We start from the raw sequence: 17,564 nt of genomic DNA, 5'->3' as shown, positions 1-17,564 counted from the left end.
AACACTTTCACATCCGCTCCGTCGTCTGAATGCCCAGCAGGCCGAGGCCGGTCTTGAGCACGCGGCCGGTGGCTTCACAAAGCGTGAGGCGGGTGTTGCGGGCGGTGCCTTCGGAACGGAGGACGTGGCAGGCTTCGTAGAAGCTGTGGTAGGTGTCCGCTAGCTCATAGAGATAGTTGGCCAGCAGGTTCGGACGGTGGTCGTCGAGGATGTCGTGGGCGTTCTCGGCGAACTGAGCCAGCTTCATCGCGAGAGCGCGTTCGGCGGGTTCGGTGATGGCGAGGTCTTCGGTGAGTTCGACGGCTCCATCGAGCTTGCGGAAGATGCTGCGGGTGCGCACGTAGGCGTTCAGCAGGTAAGGCGCGGTGTTGCCTTGCAGGCTCAGCATCTTGTCCCAGCTAAACTTGTAGTCGGTGAGGCGGTTCTGGCTCAACTCGGCATACTTGACGGATCCACCGCCGATGATGCGGGCGATCTCGTCTTTCTCGGTGTCGCTGAGTCCTTGCTCTTTTTCATCGGCGGCGGCGCGGGCGCGCTCGATGGCTTCGTCGATGACTTCGAGGAGGCCCACGGTCTCGCCGCTGCGGGTTTTGAACATCTTGCCGTCCGGCCCCAGAATGCTGCCGAAGGCGATGTGGGTCATCTTCGTGGTGATGCCACGACGCTGAGCGGCTGCGAAGACCTGACGGAAGTGCAACTGCTGAGGAGCACCGACGACGTACCAGATTTCATCTGCCTGCCATTCCTTCACACGGTAGTCGATGGTGGCGAGGTCAGTGGTGGCGTAGAGGTAGCCGCCGTCGCCTTTGCGAATGATGCAGGGGGCGGGCTTCCACTCGTCCTTGTCGCGAATGAGGAAGGGGTCGCTTTCAGGTTTCACGCTGCCATCGCTGAAGACCACGGTTGCGCCCTCGCTGATTGTGGCGATGCCTTGATTGAGCATCTCGGCCACCAGCGGAGCCAGGGCGTCGTTGTAGAAGCTCTCGCCGAGGTAGTGGTCGAACTTGATGTCCAGTGCGCCGTAAACTTTTTCGAGCTGTTCGAGGGTGAGGCGCACGCATTCCTTCCAGATGGTGAGGTTTTCGGCATCGCCCTGCTGCAACTTCACGAGTTCCCCTTTGCAGATTTCGAGCACGGATTCGTCCGCTTTCGCGGCGGCGTTCACCGCTTTGTAAACGCTGACCAGTTCGTGGATGGGGTCAGCCTTGAGCTTCGCCTGATCGAGCTGCGTCTTCCAACCGTGGATGATCATGCCGAACTGGGTGCCCCAGTCGCCTACGTGGTTGTCGGTGATGACCTTGTGGCCGATGAAGCGTGCTACGCGGGCCAGCGAGTCGCCGATGAAGGTGCTACGGATGTGGCCCACATGCATGGGCTTGGCGATGTTCGGCGCGGAGAAATCAACCACGATGGTTTTCGGCTTTTCCACCTGCGGCACACCCACCTGGGCATGTTTAACAATGATGGAGAGCCTTTCAGCCAATGCGGTGGCGCTGAGCGTGAGGTTCAGAAACCCCGGGCCGTCCACGGTGATTTTTTCGCACAGGTCTTCGACTTGGAGCGCTGCCTTGATCTGTTCCGCAAGGGCACGTGGATTCGTCTTGAGCTGCTTGGCCAGCACCATGGCCGCATTGCTTTGGTAATCGCCAAAGCGGGTGTCGGAGGCAATGACGACGCCGGGGGTGAAACCTTCAGGCAGATCAATGCCGGCGGCGGTGAAGGCTGCCTGGAGACGGGACGTGAGGAGGGCGCGAAACATGGGGCGCGTATTTTGAATGCCGAATGGCGAAAGTCGAACGCGGAATTACACCCGCCGCACGTCCTCGGCGCTGGTCAGCGTGTGGGTGCTGCCGTCGAGGAACTCGAGAATGAGGTGGCCCTCTTCATTCAAATCGAGCACACGGCCAAAAACCTCCCCTTGCGGTGATCGGGCGCGAATTTGGCGGCCAACGAGCCAGCTGCGTTGGCGAACTTCCGCGATGGCAGTGCTGAAGTCATCCTCCAGACATTGAAATCCGGCGTGAAGCGAGGCCAGCAGGCGGCTGGCGAGTGAATTTCGGTCGATCTCACGCAGCGAAGCTGAGGGAAGCTGTTTCAGTAGCGAAGCGGCCGGCAGATCATCCGGAAAATCGAGCGTATTGACATTCAAGCCGATGCCAAGAACCAGCAGAATGCCATTGCACGTCGAAACGGTTTCGGCCAGCAAACCGCTCACTTTGCGATCATTCAGGTAGATGTCGTTGGGCCACTTGATGCGTGGTTGTAGAGGCAGTTCTTCCTCAATGGCTTTGCAGATGGCGAGCGCAGCCAAGGTGGTGATGCGCGGCCACTTCTCCATGGAGGCCGCAGGCTTCAGCAGCAGTGAGAACATCAAATCTTTGCCACGTGGTGCGATCCAGCGGTTGTCACGGCGGCCCCGGCCTGCGGTTTGGGATTCGGTGAAGACCGCCGTGCCGACGGGTAGATCTGCGGCGTTTTGTTTGAGCCAGTCGCTGGTGGAGCCCACCTCGTCCAGGACTGTGACTTGCCACGGCAGTGTGTCATCATTCAGCGCGCTGGCATCAAGCGGGATCATGGGCGGATGCTATGCGGATCACTGGCCTCGCCGTGCTGGTGCAGTTCGTCGTGGTCGCCCTGACATTCTAGATGCGTGGTGATCAGGACCGGATTCGCCACGCTGTCTTGCACGGCGGTTTCGATCTCAGTGGCGATGCGGTGGGCATCCCGCAGCATGATGTCATCGTCGAAGAGCAGGTGGACTTCGACGTAATGCATCTCACCAGCATCGCGATGGCGCAGGGCGTGGAATTTGAGCCCGTGCTTTTCAGTCTCGCGGCGCAGTGCGGCATCGAGGATGGCATTGAGCTTGGCATCGGCGGTGTCCATGAGGCCGCCGACGCTCTGGCGCATGAGGCCGTAGCCAGTCCAGATGATGTTGGCGGCCATGAGGAGTCCGCAGATCGAATCCCAAGTGCTCCAGCCGGTTATTGCGACGAGGCCCAGGCCCACGATGGCACCGAGACTGGTCCACACATCGGTGAGCACATGCTTGCCGTTGGATTCGAGAATCAGGGAGCTTTGTTTTTTCCCCGTGCGGATGAGATACGCACCCAGAGCGGCATTGATGATGATCGTGAGCGCGGTGAGAGCCAAGCCTTGGTCCAGATTGGCGGGCGGCAGGTGCAGCAGCAGACGACGCACGGATTCATAAATGATGAACAAGGCTGCAAGGATGATCAGTCCGCCCTCGATGCCGGCAGAGAAGAACGCGATCTTGCTGTGGCCGTAGGGGTGGTCGGCATCGGCTGGTTTGTGCAGCAGACCGAGACTGAAAGTCGCGAACATTACGGCGGCCACATGCACGACGGACTCTGCGGCATCGCCGAGGATCGCCGCCGATCCCGTCAGCACATAGGCACCCACTTTGAGCACGAGCATCAAGAACCCCACGGCGAGCGAAAGCCGCATGGCACGCGTGGCCTCGGAAGTGTTGCTCATGGGAAATCAGTCTCGCAGCAGCATCTCGACGATGGCCGGCACATCCTCAAACGATTCGACGCAGCGCCAGGGATTCAAAGCGCTCAATTCAGCGTAGGAATACTGGCCCGTCGCGACGGCGAGACACTTGGCACCGAAGGCCTCGGCGCAGCGAATGTCCTTCGGTGTGTCGCCAATAACGATGACATCGGTGATGTCATAGGTTGTGCCGGTGGCGTCCTGCATGCGCTGCAGGGCCACGGGGCCGAGCTGGTTGCGGTCGTGGTGATCACTCCCAAAGCCGCCTTCGAGGAAATGTTCGAAGATGCCATGGCGCGTCAGCTTGATCACGGCACCACGGCGCACGTTGCCGGTGAGCAGGCCGAGGTGCGCCTCTTTTTCAGATTGCAGAGCTTGGAGCAGTTGCGTCACGCCGGGCAGGGTGAAGCCGCTGAAATCCGCCGCCTGCAGGCGACGCTGGAGATGGGACAGATAGCGGTCAAGAAAGGCAATGACTTCCTCCGGCGTGTGCTGGCGGCTCATGTGGCCGAACACATCCATCGCGATCCCTTGGTCAGTGGCCCCGGCGAGCTGGAGCATCGGCAAATGCTCGCGCTGAATGCCGAAGTGTTCTTCGGCTGCGTCGAGAATCGCCGCGCCGCCAGCGCCATTGCTGTCGATCAATGTACCGTCAATATCGAAAAGGAGCAGGCGTGCCATCTCAGTGTGGCTTGGAGGCTGCGGTGGGAGGGTGTGCGGCGGTGCCGGTGTTGGACGGAGCGTATTTGGACACCATGACCGTACCCACGACTGCGAGGACGCAGCCGATGATGAACTGCGGTGGAATCGCCTTGTCCGGCCGATGGAGCAGCATGGCGGTGAGGGTGTTGATCACCGGTGCACCACCGAAGACAATGGGCATGACTGCCGCAGCGGCGGCCACACCGAAGCCACCGCCGCCTTTGAGGATAGGAGTGGCGGCCGCGCCAAGGGCTAGGACCAGGGTGAGCGCACCCATAGCACCAGCCATCCCTGCGATAAGGCTGAGCGGAATGCCGTTGCCAGTGTCACCGGTGAAACTCCAGTTCGTGCCCCGGGCTTTCAGCACCAGCGCGGTCACGATGCCGATGAGAGCGTAGGCGATGCAGACAAAGAGGAATGCCTTGAGGCTGGCATTGGGGGTTTCAGCACCCATGGGCATCTTGGAGCGTGCCGCGTGAAGAATGACGCCATAAACGCCCCAGGAGAGCACGGTGAGGAGAGCGTAAAGGAGCCAGGGCTGCATGATTTTGGTTCGGGGTTGGGAGTTCACGTGGGTTGTGGAGTGGAAACAATGAATTGCCGTTGGAGAACGCCTGTCACAACGGCTTTGTTCATTTTTTGTCTGGCATTGTGATTCGTTGTGAACCCGTGCAGGCCATCAAGCGCTCACTCAGACGGCTCTTTGCGCAGGACATCCAGAAGGGAGCGATGGTCGAGCTGTGTGAGCTTAAACCAGCCGTAGTGAAGGCACAGCAGGCCGATGCCGACGCCGCCGAGCAGGCCGCCGATGTGCGCCCAGTAAGCGATGAGTCCGCCGCCAGTCACCGCGCCCCAGACATCGAATGCGAACCAGAACAGGATGATTCCCCAGGCGGGGAAGGTGAATGAGCCGGCGCGTATCAGGAACAGCCAGAATACATTCACCCGGTTGAACGGGTACATCGCCAGTACGATGCCCACAATGCCGTTGATCGCGCCGCTGGCACCGATTGCAGGGGTGCCATCCGCGAACAGATGCACTGCCGCCGCGATGAGCGTACAGGCGACAATGGTGGGGAGGTAGAGCCAGTTGCTGGTGTTGGTGCAGATCGCATTGCCGAACACCCAGAGGAAGATCATGTTGCCGATGAGGTGGGACAAATCCGCGTGCAGCAGCACGTGACCGACCAAGCCTGGGAAGTGCCAGCCATTGAGAACCAATGCTTCGATGGTTTCTTCGGACATGCCTCCCCATAATGCAGCGAGAGACACGAGGGTGCATGCGGCCACGACCAGCCAGTTGGCCCAAGGGCGTTCCTGCGTGAGTGTTTCGATCTCGTAGGGGATGAAGAGGAGCATGTGTCCCAGGGTGGTTCAGAATTCTCTCCGGCTGTTACCGTGCAGACGGGACAAACTTTGGCTGGGCAGTGTCACTTTTTATCCGGCCGCTTCAACATTTCCGGAGGCGCAGCCTCGATCTTGTCGCGGAAGCGCTGGGGGATCACGACGGCCTTCATCTGGCCGGTGTTGCGGTCCTTGCGCACGCACGCGGCGGTGATGCGGCCTTCAGCGGCGAGCGTGCCGTCCAGCTTCCAAAAGCGAATGAAGTGCCGGATGACCTTGCTGCGGACTTCTTCGACGATGAGTTCGCATTCAAACTCCTCCTCGACGAACAGCGGGGACATGTAGTCGCAAGAGGCGTGAACGCGAGGCCAGCCGACACGTTCCTCGTCTTCGACAGGCTGGTCCACGATGGAGAAGCCGAGGCTGCGAAAGAAGGCGTGCTCCACCCGCTCCATGTAACGGAAGAAATTGGAGAAATGGACGATGCCGGCCATGTCGGTGTCGGAGAACTGGACGCGTTCGATGCAGGTGAAGCGGTGGGCCATGAGAGAGTTACAAGTCGAATGTTTAAAGTTTCAAGTCGGGAGATTAGATGCTCGGCGGCGGGAGGGCTGGGAGCATGAGCCTACGGTCCATGCCGTTCATGGGGAAAGTGAAGGATGTGCCTAGCTGGGAATTGTACCGCTTGAGCTGCAGCGGGTAGAGCCGGGCATAGGTTGCGCGCAGGCGCTGTCGCAGGGATTCGTTGGCGGTAGTGAGCGGCAGGCGGCGTACTTCAATCCGCAGGAAGTTCATGCTTTGCAACGCATTCACATAGCGAACACCCTCAGGCCCCGAGGGTGTGAGGTGGTTGAATCCATAATGAGCGATGATGACCGTCTGGGAGCCGCGTGGCCCCAGAAATGGCGAGGCCATGCGCTCGGGGCCGAAGGCATCGTAATTCAACGTGAGCGATTGTCCGGGAAAGACCCTGCTCAGTCCTCCCGCAGTACAGCCTGGGAGCAGCAGAAGCGGCAGCAGCCATAATAGCAATGAAGTGGATTTAATGACGCTGGCTGGTGGCGGGTTAGTGCGTGATGACGGCAAAGTCGCAGCCCTGTGCCTCACGCATTTTGTGGGCGGATTCGATCACCGCATGTGCCGCTGTTTCGGCATCGGCCTTGGTGTTGAAGCGGTTGAAGGAGAAACGCAGCGTGCAGGCGGCATCGCGGGCGCTGACCCCCATCGCCTCCAGGACATGAGAGGCGTGCAGCGCCCCGGTGTGGCATGCGGAACCGGCGGAGCAGGCGATGCCGGCCTGATCAAGCAGGATGAGCATCCCTGCGGCATCCATTTCGGGCAGGCAGAAGGAGCTGGTGGTATCCAGACGGTGTGTTGGGCAGCCATGCCTGCGCATGTCCGGCTGCGCAGCGTGGATGAGATGCTCAAAGCGGTCGCGCAGGGCTTTGAGCCGTGCCTTGGTACCGTCTGCGAGGTGGTGGCTGGCAAGTTCAGCAGCTTTGCCGAGGGCGACAATGCCCGGAACATTTTCGGTGCCTCCCCGTCGCTCGCTTTCCTGACCACCGCCCACGAGGAGCGGCGCAAAACGGGCGCGCTGGCTGATATAGAGCGCCCCAATGCCTTTCGGAGCATGCATTTTGTGGCCGCTTAGGCTGAGAAAATCGACGGGCGTCGTCTTCACGTCGAGGTGGATTTTTCCAGCGGCCTGCACGGCATCCGTATGCACCAGCGCACCGGCGGCATGTGCCAGAGCGACGATTTCATGCATGGGGGCAATCACGCCGGTCTCATTGTTCGCCCACATGATGGAGACGAGGGCGGTGACTCCCGGCCGGACGAGGGCCTGCAAGGCATTGAGATCCACCCGGCCATCCGGATGCACGGGAACTGTGGTCACCTGTCCGCCCTGCGCCTGCCAGCGCCGGGCAGATTCCAAGACAGCGGCGTGCTCCGTGCCGGTAATGATGAGTTCTGGCTTCTCCGGCCAAAGGGCGAACACGGAGGCATGCACGGCATTGAGAGATTCGGTGCCGCCACTGGTGAAGGTGATTTCACCCGGATGGGCGCCGAGCAGCGCCGCCACCTGATCCCGAGCCTGATCTATCGCGCGGCGTACTCTGCGCCCCGCGGCATAGCTGGCCGCCGGATTGGCGTAGTGCTCGCGCAGGAACGGCAGCATCGTCTCCAGCACTGCTGGATCGACCGGAGTTGTGGCGTTGGCGTCGAGGTAGATCACGGGGAGAAGGTCGGACTGCGATTCCTAGTGTCAATACGCCTTCCGGCACTCGACAAGACGCACACTCCCGCTAACCTCCCCGCCCTTATGCTCGACATCCGCCTCATTCGTGACACCCCAGATCAGGTCAAACAGCGCCTCGCCAACCGCAGTGGCGACTTCGCGTCCTTGGTGGATGAGGTGCAGTCCATCGACACTCAGCGCCGTGCCGCAGAGACAGAACGGCAGAAATTGCAGGGTGATCGCAACCGCATCAGCAAGGAGATCGGCATCGCGAAAAAGAACGGCCAGGACACCAGCGCCATCGAGGCGGAGGTGCGCGTCATTGGGAGCCGTATCGAAGAAATTGGCCGTGAGGCCGATGTGGCAGATGCACGTCAGCGCGATCTGCTTCTCAGCATTCCGAACCTGCCGCATGAAGACTGCCCGGTGGGCAGCACAGCGGAGGAGAACCCCGAGGTGCGTGTCTGGGGCGAGAAACCTGCCTATGACTTCCAGCCGAAGGACCACACCGTCCTCGGTGCGGCTCTCCGCATGCTCGATTTCGAAGCCGGCGTGAAAATTTCCGGCAGCGCCTTCGTGGTGTATCGCGGCGCGGGAGCCAAACTGGAGCGCGCCTTGATCAGCTTTCTGCTGGATCTGCACACGACGCAGCATGGCTACGAAGAAATCAGCCCGCCGCTGCTGGTGAAGTCCGAATGCCTCGTCGGCACCGGCCAGCTCCCGAAATTCGGCGATCAGGTCTATCACAGTGCCGCAGACGATCTCTATCTCATCCCCACAGCCGAAGTGCCGGTGACGAATCTGCATCGCGATGAAATCCTGCCGCTGGAAAAGCTGCCGGTCAATTACGCCGCCTACACCCCCTGCTTCCGCCGTGAGGCCGGTAGCGCGGGTCTCGGCACGCGTGGCCTGATCCGCATGCATCAGTTCGACAAGGTGGAACTGGTGAAGATCACCACGCCGGAGACGAGCATGGCCGAGCTGGAAAGCCTCACTGCGAATGCGGAGAAGGTGCTGCAACTTCTCGGCCTGCACTATCGCGTGATCGAGCTTTGTACCGGCGACATTGGTTTTGGCTCGTCCAAGACCTACGACATCGAAGTCTGGGCACCGGGGCAGGGGACGTATCTCGAAGTGTCGAGCTGCTCGACTTTCGGCGACTACCAAGCCCGCCGCATGAACCTGCGCTACAAGGATGAGAACGGCAAAAACCGCATCCCGCATACCCTGAATGGTTCCGGTACGGCGCTGGCGCGTTTGTTTGTCGCGCTCGTGGAAACGTATCAGCAGGCGGATGGATCGATTTTGATTCCGGAAGCTCTGCGCGGCCACTTTGGTGCCGAAAAAATCGGCTGATATTTATGAAACATCCCTGCGCTCTGTTGTTCCTGCTGGTCTCCGCCCGCATGGCCTGTGCGCAAGCTCCTGGAGTGCCGGTTTATATAGAGGGGCGTGGTGCGCGGCCCAATGCGGTGCTGATTGAGCAGGCGAAGAAATTGCAGGGAGCTTCAGCGCTGCTGTCGATGACAAAAGCCATGGAGCAGGCGCAGCGCACGCAGTGCGACATCACCCTGCCAGTCGCTAATTCCAAGCCGCTTTCTCCGCGCGAACGCTGGCAGCGGGCGCGTATGTCCCATCTTCGGGTGGGGCAGTTTTTCATCTGTTCCAAGTGTGAGAAATGGCACCTTGATCTGGCTGGCGGCTATGCCATCACCGCAGACGGCGCGGTGGCCACATGCGCGCATGTGATTGCGCCACCGGCCAACATGAAAGAGGGGTGGATGGTGGCGGTCACCGAGGATGATGTTCTGCTGCCCGTCACAGAAGTGCTCGCCTGCAATGTCGGAACCGACAGCGCCATCATTCGCGTGAAGTCTGACCAGCCGCTCATACCGCTGCCGCTCAGTCTGGACGTGAGTCCGGGGGATGCCGTGTGGTGTTTCAGCGACCCGGGCGGCAAGCGCGGCTACTTCAGCGAGGGCATTGTGAGCCGTTTTGTGAACCGTTCGTTCATGAGCAAAAAGGAGACCGCCAAACTTCCTGAAGGAACTGAAGCACCCAAACCTGTGTGGCTTGAGACGACGACGGACTGGGCACCGGGATCGAGCGGTTCGGCGGTGATGGACCAGTTCGGCAATGCCGTGGGTCATGTGTCCGAAATCCAGACCGTGCTAGAAGAGGCGCTGCCGGCGCGGAAAAAGAAAGCTGACGCGACCTTCATTGAACAACTGGGCACGCAAATGGTGTTTCATCAGGCGATTGGCGCGGTTGAGGTGAAGGCGTTGGTGAAGGAACCTTGAGGCCTTGGTGAACTGGCCCCTCCCCCAGCTCTGAGGGGGTGAGATTTCGCTTCCCAAGCGATTTTTGAACCTTTAACATCGCCTGAACTCCAACAGGCCATGTATAAGCACCGACTCACCTTTGTCACGGCGGCTCTTCTGAGCACGGTCATCACCGCCAAAATCCACGCCGATGGCGACTGGAATGTGAAAAGCGCGGAACGCCCCAAAGTCGCGATCTATGCCGAGGATGTAACGGTGGATGGCACCCGGCGTCCAGATCTGGGCCGAGCGCTGGCGGACAGTCTCAGCACCAACCTGCTGCGTCGCGGTCAGATGCGCGTGTTTAATCTGACCACCCAGGAAACCACGACCGGGACTCAGACTCTGGAGGTACCCAAGGATGCGCAGGGCAGGCCTCCGGCGCTCGACAAGGACATCGACTACCTGCTGAGCTTCAATTTGTTTTCCGATGGCAATCAGCATCGTCTGACGGTCAAGAAGACGCGCGTTTCGACTTCGGAGCTGATGGATTCCCACCAGTTCTTCACCTATGGCCGGGTGAGTGATGTGTTCGCGCTCGTGGGCAAGATCGTGGATCGTGTTGATCCGTTGCCGGTGCGCCACAATTTCCCGGTCACTCAATCTCCTGCGGCGATCCGTGCGGCGCAGCCTGATAATACACCGTATCAGGCATGGTGGAATGGCGATTACGCCAATCCGGGCAGCCCGGCCTACGATCCATGGCGTGCCAACAACGTGGCGCAGTATGATCTTAGCAAGGTGCCGAAGGCGCTGACTTATCAGGAGCTGGGCTCCATCCAGCACATCAACACCACGTGGAGATTCACTGTCGTCAAACCGGTCAAAGGCGTGCAGTTGAACAGCCGCGATCCGCTGCATGTTCTCTACGATGAGGGCGACGTGTATGCCAATCTTCGGGTTGGCACCGTGGAGCAGGCCGGAGTCATCGCCGATTACGGCGGCATGACGCCTGAACATCACAAGCTGTTCAACGGCGACAAGGTCTTCGGCTGGTATTCCCCGCCTCTGGAGAAGGCAGCGAAAACGAAGTAGGGTTGATATGGCTTTGACGTGGGCTATTGGCACAGCTGCCAAATCCCGCCCCCCATGCTGCAACTCTCCCAGATTCTCCTTCCCGTCGATCATCACGATGATGACCTGCGCCGTGCGGTGGTGAAACTGCTGGGCGCGCGCGATGAGGACGTGATCAGCCTCAAGGTGAAACAGCGGGCTATTGATGCGCGGCGCGGGCATGTGGAGTTCAGTTTCACGCTCCTCGTTGAAGTGAAAGACGAGGCGCGTGTGCTCAAGCGCATCGGCAAAAATCCCCGCATCGTCCCGGCTCCTGAGGAGACCTATCAAGAAGTGGCGCAAAATGTGGCGCGTTCGGCGTCATCGCGGCCGGTGATCGTCGGCACCGGGCCCTGTGGCTTGTTTTGCGGCCTCGTGCTGGCACGTGCGGGCTTGAAACCACTGCTGCTGGAGCGAGGCAAGGCTGCCGGGGATCGTGCGCGGGATGTGACCGGCTTCTGGCGGCGCGGCTGGGATTTCAATCCTGAATCAAACGTGCAGTTTGGTGAAGGCGGAGCCGGTACCTTTTCGGACGGCAAGCTTTACACGCAGATCCGTGATCGTGAGCACCGCATTCCATGGCTGCTGCGTGAAATGGTGGCCGCAGGGGCACCCGAAGACATTTTGACCAAAAGCAGACCGCACATCGGCACGGACCGGCTCATCAAGGTCGTGCGGCATGTGCGTGAAGAGATCATCGCATTGGGTGGCGAGGTGCGTTTTGGTGCCCGCGTGGCGGATGTGGTGATCGAAGACGGCGTGATGCGTGCGGTGACACTGGCGGATGGTGAAACGATTGAAGGGTCGCGTTTCATCTTCAGCATCGGGCACAGCTCGCGCGACACGTTTTACATGCTTCACCGTCATGGCGTGCCGTTTGAGGCCAAACCGTTTTCCATTGGCGTGCGCATTGAGCACCCGCAGAAGCGGATCGACCGCAGCCTGTACGGCAAATGGGCCGGGGATAAGCGACTGGGGTCAGCGCCCTATAAGTTCGTCGCACACTGCGGCACGGGCCGTGCGGCCTACAGTTTCTGCATGTGTCCCGGCGGGCTCGTCGTGGCGGCTACTTCGGAGCCGGGCATGGTGGTGACGAACGGCATGAGCAGCTATGCCCGCGAAGAGTCGAATGCCAACAGCGGCTTCATGGTGGATGTGCGGCCAGAGGACATGCCTGCGGGGGATGTGCTGAGCGGCATCGAGTTTCAGCGCAATCTTGAGCGGAAAGCCTTCGTGCTCGGTGGCAGTAGCTATCACGCGCCAGCGCAGTTGCTGGGCGATTTCCTCGCAGGGCGCGCTTCCACCGGCCCGGGCAAGGTCCTGCCATCCTACGAGCCGGGAGTGGTGTGGTCGAATTTGTGCGAGGTGCTTCCCGAATACACGATTGAGACGATTCAGGAGGCGATTCCACGCATCGACAAAAGCCTGCCAGGCTTTGCCTTGGAGGACGCAGTGCTCACGGGCGTCGAAACGCGCAGTTCCTCGCCCGCCCGGATCCCGCGTGATGTGCAGACGATGGAATGCATCAGCGTGAAGCATTTTTACCCCGCCGGTGAAGGCGCAGGCTACGCCGGAGGCATCATCTCCGCTGCCGCTGACGGGATGCGGGTGGCAGAGGCGATTTTACGCGAGGGTTGAGGAAATGTGCGCCAGCACCCCGCGGCAGCCATCTTCGAGCAGATCCAGCACGAGTTCGAAGCCCTGCTCGCCGCCGTAGTAGGGATCTGGCACTTCGCTTTCCTGATGCTCGGTGCAGAATTCGCAGAACAGGCGGATTTTTGCGCCGAACTGGGAGCCGCTGTCATAGGTCCGCACGTCGCGCAGATTTAGCTGGTCCATGACGAGGACGAGATCGTAGTCCCGCAAATCGTTTTCGGTGATTTGCCGGGCGCGGCTGCTGAGGTCATGGCCTCGGTTTTGCGCAGCTGTGCGCATCCTTTGATCCGGCAGCTTCCCTGCGTGCCAGCCACCTGTGCCAGCCGAGCGGATCGAGATTCGATCAGTCAATCCTTTAGTTTCAACTAACGATCTCATGACGCCCTCTGCCGCAGGAGAACGGCAGATGTTGCCCAGGCAGACAAAAAGGAGGCGATAAGGGGTGGCCATCGGTGCTGCTAGACCAGTGAAGCCCTGTTCACAAACAAAACCCTCTCCTGTCTGCGGGGGACAGACATCCCCTCTCGGAAGATTTCTTTCTCTGTAATTGAGTCTTTGGTTGAGGCGTAGTTTGAGCACGCTATCTGCTATCAAAACCAAAACCCCACACGTCCACGCCCATGTCTGTAGTATCCAAAGGTCTCGAAGGAATCGTTGCTGCTGAAACCCGTCTCGGGGAGGTGAACGGTGCGGAAGGCATCTTGTTTTATTGTGGTTACGACATCAATGAGCTCGTCAAAGTCAGCTATGAAGAGGTTGTTTACCTTCTTTACTACAACAAACTCCCCAATCGCACCGAGCTCAACAAGCTGACTACGGCGCTGCGTGCCGAGCGTGAGCTGCCCCAAGGTGTCATCGACTTCCTCAAAGCCGCCCCAAAGACCGCCAAGCCCATCGACATCATGCGCACGGCTGTCTCCATGCTCGGGTGTTATGATTTGAGCCGTTACGACCTCGAGGTCAGCGAAAATATGGCCAACGCCATCCGCCTCACTTCACAGATCGGCGTGATTGCAGCCTACTTCCACCGTGCACGTCACGGGCTCGAACTGCCGCCCGTGCGCAAGGACCTCAGCGAAGCCGCCCACTTCCTCTATCTGATGAACGGCGAAGTGCCGAGCAAGGAAGCTGAAAAGACCCTCGACATCGCCTACATCCTGCATGCCGAGCACGGTTTCAATGCCTCCACCTTCACCGCCCGTGTCGTGGCTTCGACGCTGAGCGACATGTTTTCGGCCATCAGCGCCGCCATCGGAGCGCTCAAAGGCCCCCTGCACGGCGGTGCCAATGAAGGCGTGATCCACATGCTCGAAGAAATCGGCTCCCCTGACAAGGTGGACGCCTGGGTCGCCGACGCCCTCGCACAGAAGAAGAAAATCATGGGCATCGGCCACCGCGTGTACAAGGTTCTCGATCCCCGCGCTCCGCACCTGCGTGAGATGGCCATCCAGCTCACCAGCCAGCTTGGCGAATCCAAGTGGATCCAGATGTCCGAGCGCATCGCCGAGATCATGCGCGAGCAGAAGGGCCTCAATGCCAACGTCGATTTCTACAGTGCCACCGTTTACTACAGCCTGGGCATTCCAACGGATCTCTTCACACCGATCTTCGCCATCGCCCGCATGAGCGGCTGGACCGCCCATGTGCTGGAGCAGTGGAGCGAAAACCGCCTCTTCCGCCCGCTCAGCGCCTACGTCGGCAGGCCGTATGGCCAGAAGGTGGTGCCGATCGACGAGCGCTGATTGAAGTGGGAGGATTAAATTTGCAGGCTGCAAAGGTGGTAAATCCAAAGGTTTGCCACTAACGTAAATGCTTCATGCATCTCCTTTCAACCATAGGAGCCGTCGCTGTGATGCTTGGCACGCAGCTGATGGCTCAGCCTGCCGCACGTCGTGTGTGGCAGCCAGTGCAGGAGTATTTCATTCATCGTGAAGACGGGCAGCAGGTGCTCGCTGGAACGAAGCGGCTGAATTCATTCACTTCTTATACTCACATCGGCACGGACTTCGGCTTTCATGGGGCGGCGGAGCACGAGATAGAATGGCTCACGGACGAAATCGTGGTGCATCTCGGCCAGCAGCCTGAGGCATGGGCGGGCATGTGGCACAGCCTGGCCGGGCAGGCGCGGAATGCGGACCGCGTGATGGATTTTGCGCATGCCTATCCCGAGCCGGTCACTGTCGGATACCAGCCGCGTGTCACGGCGGTGATGCTCAAGGCTGCCGGGCTTGGCAGGATCAAATTGGAGATTAAATCTCCCACCGACGAACTGCGCTGGACGCAGTTGATCGAGGTGAATGAGCCGCAATACCGCATGTTTGTTTATCCGGTGGCTCCTGAGGCGGTGCGTGACGGAAAAACCATCGTGTGGACGGCTGAGCCTGGTGCTGAAGTGAAAGTGTCAGGCCTGTTTCTCGGCATCGAGATGCCTCAGATGCCCTGGGACACCTATGCTTTTCTAGCCTCCTACGCAAAGATCGCGCGCAGTTACTCCATCGAGACCGGTTTTGTACGTGACCGCGCTCACATTGAGGAGGGGGCGTTTGAGTCCGTTTCCGCCACAGGCATGTATGTGCTGGCTTCGGCGGCGGCGGCGCAGGAGTCGCTGGGGGTCGTGAAGGCTGATTACGCACGCTGGGTGCTCACCCGCACGCATGAGGCGATCAAGAAGCTCAAAACGGGTCACGGCCTGCTGCCGCATTTTGTGCACAAGCATGAAAACAACTACCACATTCACCCCGGCACCGAATTCAGCACTGTGGACACGGCGATCTATGCCCAGTCCATGCTGCTGGCAGCGATCATGCTGGATGTGCCCGAAGTGGCGGCTGACTTGGTGCTGCAAATGCAGGGGATCGAATTCAATCTTCTGCATCTGCCGGATGGAGTGATTTCCCATGGCCTTGGTGAAGACGGCGTCACGCTCCTGCCGCATGGCTGGCAGGATTGGGGTGGTGAGACGGCCTTGGTCATGCTCACGGAAGGCATCGCCGACCCCACCCACCGCCCGCCCCCCATGCGCACTCCAGGCAAGGCCTGGCAGGGCACCGGCTTCATCACCGAGCTGCAAAGTTTGTTTCATCCCGACTTCGACAGCGACGTGCCAGACGCGCATGACGGCGTGCGCTGGCTCAGTGTGCGCCGTGCCATGCTGGGGGCGCAGCGTGCCTACATTCCAAAGCGTTGGCCGCAGTCGAATGCGGCACGCAACGGCATCTACGGGCTATCGGCGGGCGAAAATCAGGCGGGCAACGGCTACTACGTGGGGGGCGTCGATTTGCCGGACCAAAAGCTCATCCACCCGCATTACATTCTGATGTCCTCGCCGCTGCACCCTCAGACGAATGAGACCTATGACCTGCTGGAGCGCATGGAGAAGGCCAGCTACTTTCCGCCGTGGGGCATGGTCGAAAATCTCAATGTCGATGGCCGTAGCTACTTGCCGATGGAGGGATCGCTAAATGCCGGGTTTGAGGCCCTCAGCGCCTACCATTTGTTTGCCAAACACCGAAAAATACCGGACGCCATTTATGCGGCTAGCCTGAAAAGCCCGCATATCCGGCGCGCCATGCAGCTGTTTTACCCCTCTGTAACCAAGGTGGCAGGCGGGGACAAGGAGGCCGCAGCCCAGTAGCTGCACCCATAAGCTGGCCCTTGCTCCCACGCCCAACACCGGCTAACTGAACAATCCCATGTTTGTCGATCAAATCAAAGTCCAAGCCCGCGCCGGAAAAGGCGGCGACGGCAGTGCCCACTTCCACCGCGGAAAATTTCGTCCCAAAGGCGGCCCTGATGGCGGCGATGGCGGGAATGGCGGCAGTCTCATCCTGCTGGTCGATCCCAGCACGGACAGCCTGCGCAATTACGTCTTCAACAACCGCCTCCTCGCTGAAGACGGTGCCAAAGGCGGTGCCACACAATGTACCGGCCGCAGTGGCAAAGACGTGGTCTATAAAGTCCCCCCGGGCACGCTGATCAGCCGCGTCATTCAGGAATACGACAACGAAACCGACGAACTTGTCACACGCTACGAGCCCGTGGCCGACCTGACCGAGACCAATTCCACCTACGTGCTCTGCAAAGGCGGCAAAGGCGGGAAGGGGAACGTGCATTTCAAAACCTCCACGCACCAGGCCCCGCGTGAATTCGTTCCCGGCACCCCCGGCGAAGAAGGCGAATTTCACTTTGAGATGCGCTCCATCGCTGATGCCGGATTCGTCGGCGCGCCGAATGCAGGCAAATCCACGCTGCTCTCCAAACTCAGCGCTGCGAAGCCCAAGATCGCCAATTATCCTTTCACCACGCTGCAGCCGATGGTCGGCGTCATCGAGTTCGGTCCCAATCGCCGCGGCACTTTGGCGGACATTCCCGGCCTCATCGAAGGCGCGCACGAAAACATCGGCCTGGGCCATGATTTCCTGCGCCACATCATGCGCTGCCGTGTGCTGCTCTTCGTCGTCGATACCGCAGGCACCGAAGGCCGTGATCCTGTCTCGGATCTCGAAATCGTGCGCAAAGAGGTCTCACTCTACTCGGAAGAACTGGCCAAGCGCCCTTGGTGCATCATCGCCAACAAGATTGATTTGCCTGAAAGCCAGGAAAACCTTGTTCACTTCAAGGAGCGCTTCAAACGCATCAAAGTCCACCCCGTCTCCGCCGAAACCGGCGAAGGCCTCGACAAGCTCCGCAAGTGGCTCGACGAGAAAATCGGGCTGGACGTGGATTGGTGATCT

17 protein-coding genes are annotated in these 17,564 nt (G+C 60.0%); 7 read left to right on the top strand and 10 right to left on the bottom strand.

What is annotated here, in order from left to right; all coding sequences use genetic code 11:
- Positions 1-7: 7 nt before the first annotated feature.
- From argS to PSV43_RS25605, 9 genes are all read right to left on the bottom strand, one after another.
- Entirely contained in the window at positions 8-1,759 is a 1,752-nt protein-coding gene (gene argS / locus PSV43_RS25645; RefSeq protein WP_300204536.1) for an arginine--tRNA ligase, read from the bottom strand.
- A 45-nt stretch (positions 1,760-1,804) separates the two neighbouring features.
- A complete protein-coding gene (locus PSV43_RS25640) occupies positions 1,805-2,575 on the bottom strand; it encodes a biotin--[acetyl-CoA-carboxylase] ligase (RefSeq protein WP_300204533.1) in 771 nt (256 codons plus the stop codon).
- Positions 2,572-3,498: a cation diffusion facilitator family transporter gene (locus PSV43_RS25635; protein ID WP_300204531.1), complete on the bottom strand. Its 927-nt coding sequence runs from the start codon at positions 3,496-3,498 to the stop codon at positions 2,572-2,574. Before PSV43_RS25635 ends, PSV43_RS25640 begins: the two co-directional genes overlap by 4 nt.
- A gap of 6 nt (positions 3,499-3,504) precedes the next feature.
- On the bottom strand, positions 3,505-4,197 hold the full coding sequence (locus PSV43_RS25630; RefSeq protein WP_300204528.1) for an HAD family hydrolase: 693 nt from the start codon (positions 4,195-4,197) through the stop codon (positions 3,505-3,507).
- A gap of 1 nt (position 4,198) precedes the next feature.
- Complete coding sequence (locus PSV43_RS25625; RefSeq protein WP_300204526.1) at positions 4,199-4,762, bottom strand: hypothetical protein; 564 nt, start codon at positions 4,760-4,762, stop codon at positions 4,199-4,201.
- A gap of 143 nt (positions 4,763-4,905) precedes the next feature.
- On the bottom strand, positions 4,906-5,577 hold the full coding sequence (locus PSV43_RS25620; RefSeq protein ID WP_300204523.1) for a rhomboid family intramembrane serine protease: 672 nt from the start codon (positions 5,575-5,577) through the stop codon (positions 4,906-4,908).
- 71 nt (positions 5,578-5,648) lie between these two features.
- Positions 5,649-6,107 (bottom strand): thioesterase family protein, encoded by a 459-nt coding sequence (locus PSV43_RS25615; protein ID WP_300204520.1) that lies wholly within the window; start codon positions 6,105-6,107, stop codon positions 5,649-5,651.
- A gap of 43 nt (positions 6,108-6,150) precedes the next feature.
- Positions 6,151-6,477 (bottom strand): hypothetical protein, encoded by a 327-nt coding sequence (locus PSV43_RS25610; protein ID WP_300204518.1) that lies wholly within the window; start codon positions 6,475-6,477, stop codon positions 6,151-6,153.
- A 151-nt stretch (positions 6,478-6,628) separates the two neighbouring features.
- A complete protein-coding gene (locus PSV43_RS25605) occupies positions 6,629-7,798 on the bottom strand; it encodes a cysteine desulfurase family protein (RefSeq protein ID WP_300204515.1) in 1,170 nt (389 codons plus the stop codon).
- A gap of 87 nt (positions 7,799-7,885) precedes the next feature.
- Between PSV43_RS25605 and serS the strand changes: the two genes are divergently transcribed.
- From serS to PSV43_RS25585, 4 genes are all read left to right on the top strand, one after another.
- A complete protein-coding gene (gene serS, locus PSV43_RS25600; protein WP_300204511.1) occupies positions 7,886-9,157 on the top strand; it encodes a serine--tRNA ligase in 1,272 nt (423 codons plus the stop codon).
- Between the two features lie 5 nt (positions 9,158-9,162).
- Positions 9,163-10,101 (top strand): serine protease, encoded by a 939-nt coding sequence (locus PSV43_RS25595; RefSeq protein WP_300204508.1) that lies wholly within the window; start codon positions 9,163-9,165, stop codon positions 10,099-10,101.
- Positions 10,102-10,200: 99 nt separating this feature from the next.
- Positions 10,201-11,157 carry a hypothetical protein gene (locus PSV43_RS25590; protein ID WP_300204505.1) on the top strand — a complete coding sequence of 319 codons (957 nt, stop codon included), beginning with the start codon at positions 10,201-10,203 and terminating at the stop codon, positions 11,155-11,157.
- A gap of 54 nt (positions 11,158-11,211) precedes the next feature.
- Positions 11,212-12,813, top strand: coding sequence for an FAD-dependent protein (locus PSV43_RS25585; RefSeq protein WP_300204503.1), 1,602 nt, complete (start codon positions 11,212-11,214; stop codon positions 12,811-12,813).
- On the opposite strand, the gene PSV43_RS25580 is transcribed toward PSV43_RS25585, so the two are convergent.
- The gene (locus tag PSV43_RS25580) at positions 12,799-13,281 is read right to left on the bottom strand and encodes a low molecular weight protein-tyrosine-phosphatase (RefSeq protein ID WP_300204588.1); all 483 of its coding nucleotides are present in this window, start codon (positions 13,279-13,281) and stop codon (positions 12,799-12,801) included. The genes PSV43_RS25585 and PSV43_RS25580 overlap by 15 nt on opposite strands.
- A 170-nt stretch (positions 13,282-13,451) precedes the next feature.
- On the opposite strand from PSV43_RS25580, the gene PSV43_RS25575 reads away from it, so the two are divergent.
- The 3 genes from PSV43_RS25575 (at position 13,452) to obgE (ending at position 17,561) form a co-directional block, all read left to right on the top strand.
- A complete protein-coding gene (locus tag PSV43_RS25575; RefSeq protein ID WP_300204500.1) occupies positions 13,452-14,573 on the top strand; it encodes a citrate synthase in 1,122 nt (373 codons plus the stop codon).
- A gap of 74 nt (positions 14,574-14,647) precedes the next feature.
- Positions 14,648-16,465 carry a hypothetical protein gene (locus tag PSV43_RS25570; protein WP_300204498.1) on the top strand — a complete coding sequence of 606 codons (1,818 nt, stop codon included), beginning with the start codon at positions 14,648-14,650 and terminating at the stop codon, positions 16,463-16,465.
- A gap of 58 nt (positions 16,466-16,523) precedes the next feature.
- Positions 16,524-17,561 carry a GTPase ObgE gene (gene obgE, locus PSV43_RS25565; RefSeq protein ID WP_300204495.1) on the top strand — a complete coding sequence of 346 codons (1,038 nt, stop codon included), beginning with the start codon at positions 16,524-16,526 and terminating at the stop codon, positions 17,559-17,561.
- Positions 17,562-17,564 lie beyond the last annotated feature (3 nt).

It is taken from the genome of Prosthecobacter sp., assembly GCF_029946185.1.
Taxonomy (GTDB): domain Bacteria; phylum Verrucomicrobiota; class Verrucomicrobiia; order Verrucomicrobiales; family Verrucomicrobiaceae; genus Prosthecobacter.
Note: the sequence above shows the minus strand (reverse complement) of the source record. Positions and strands in the feature narration are given on the sequence as shown.

Excerpts from the sequence above, each read along its gene's own strand:
- PSV43_RS25610 (WP_300204518.1), bottom strand. The coding sequence starts at position 6,477 with ATGGCCTCGCCATTTCTGGGGCCACGCGGCTCCCAGACGGTCATCATC.
- PSV43_RS25595 (WP_300204508.1), top strand. The coding sequence starts at position 9,163 with ATGAAACATCCCTGCGCTCTGTTGTTCCTGCTGGTCTCCGCCCGCATG.
- PSV43_RS25590 (WP_300204505.1), top strand. The coding sequence starts at position 10,201 with ATGTATAAGCACCGACTCACCTTTGTCACGGCGGCTCTTCTGAGCACG.
- PSV43_RS25575 (WP_300204500.1), top strand. The coding sequence starts at position 13,452 with ATGTCTGTAGTATCCAAAGGTCTCGAAGGAATCGTTGCTGCTGAAACC.
- PSV43_RS25585 (WP_300204503.1), top strand. The coding sequence starts at position 11,212 with ATGCTGCAACTCTCCCAGATTCTCCTTCCCGTCGATCATCACGATGAT.
- obgE (WP_300204495.1), top strand. The coding sequence starts at position 16,524 with ATGTTTGTCGATCAAATCAAAGTCCAAGCCCGCGCCGGAAAAGGCGGC.
- PSV43_RS25640 (WP_300204533.1), bottom strand. The coding sequence starts at position 2,575 with ATGATCCCGCTTGATGCCAGCGCGCTGAATGATGACACACTGCCGTGG.
- PSV43_RS25580 (WP_300204588.1), bottom strand. The coding sequence starts at position 13,281 with ATGGCCACCCCTTATCGCCTCCTTTTTGTCTGCCTGGGCAACATCTGC.
- PSV43_RS25635 (WP_300204531.1), bottom strand. The coding sequence starts at position 3,498 with ATGAGCAACACTTCCGAGGCCACGCGTGCCATGCGGCTTTCGCTCGCC.
- PSV43_RS25570 (WP_300204498.1), top strand. The coding sequence starts at position 14,648 with ATGCATCTCCTTTCAACCATAGGAGCCGTCGCTGTGATGCTTGGCACG.
- argS (WP_300204536.1), bottom strand. The coding sequence starts at position 1,759 with ATGTTTCGCGCCCTCCTCACGTCCCGTCTCCAGGCAGCCTTCACCGCC.
- PSV43_RS25625 (WP_300204526.1), bottom strand. The coding sequence starts at position 4,762 with ATGCAGCCCTGGCTCCTTTACGCTCTCCTCACCGTGCTCTCCTGGGGC.
- PSV43_RS25630 (WP_300204528.1), bottom strand. The coding sequence starts at position 4,197 with ATGGCACGCCTGCTCCTTTTCGATATTGACGGTACATTGATCGACAGC.
- PSV43_RS25615 (WP_300204520.1), bottom strand. The coding sequence starts at position 6,107 with ATGGCCCACCGCTTCACCTGCATCGAACGCGTCCAGTTCTCCGACACC.
- serS (WP_300204511.1), top strand. The coding sequence starts at position 7,886 with ATGCTCGACATCCGCCTCATTCGTGACACCCCAGATCAGGTCAAACAG.
- PSV43_RS25620 (WP_300204523.1), bottom strand. The coding sequence starts at position 5,577 with ATGCTCCTCTTCATCCCCTACGAGATCGAAACACTCACGCAGGAACGC.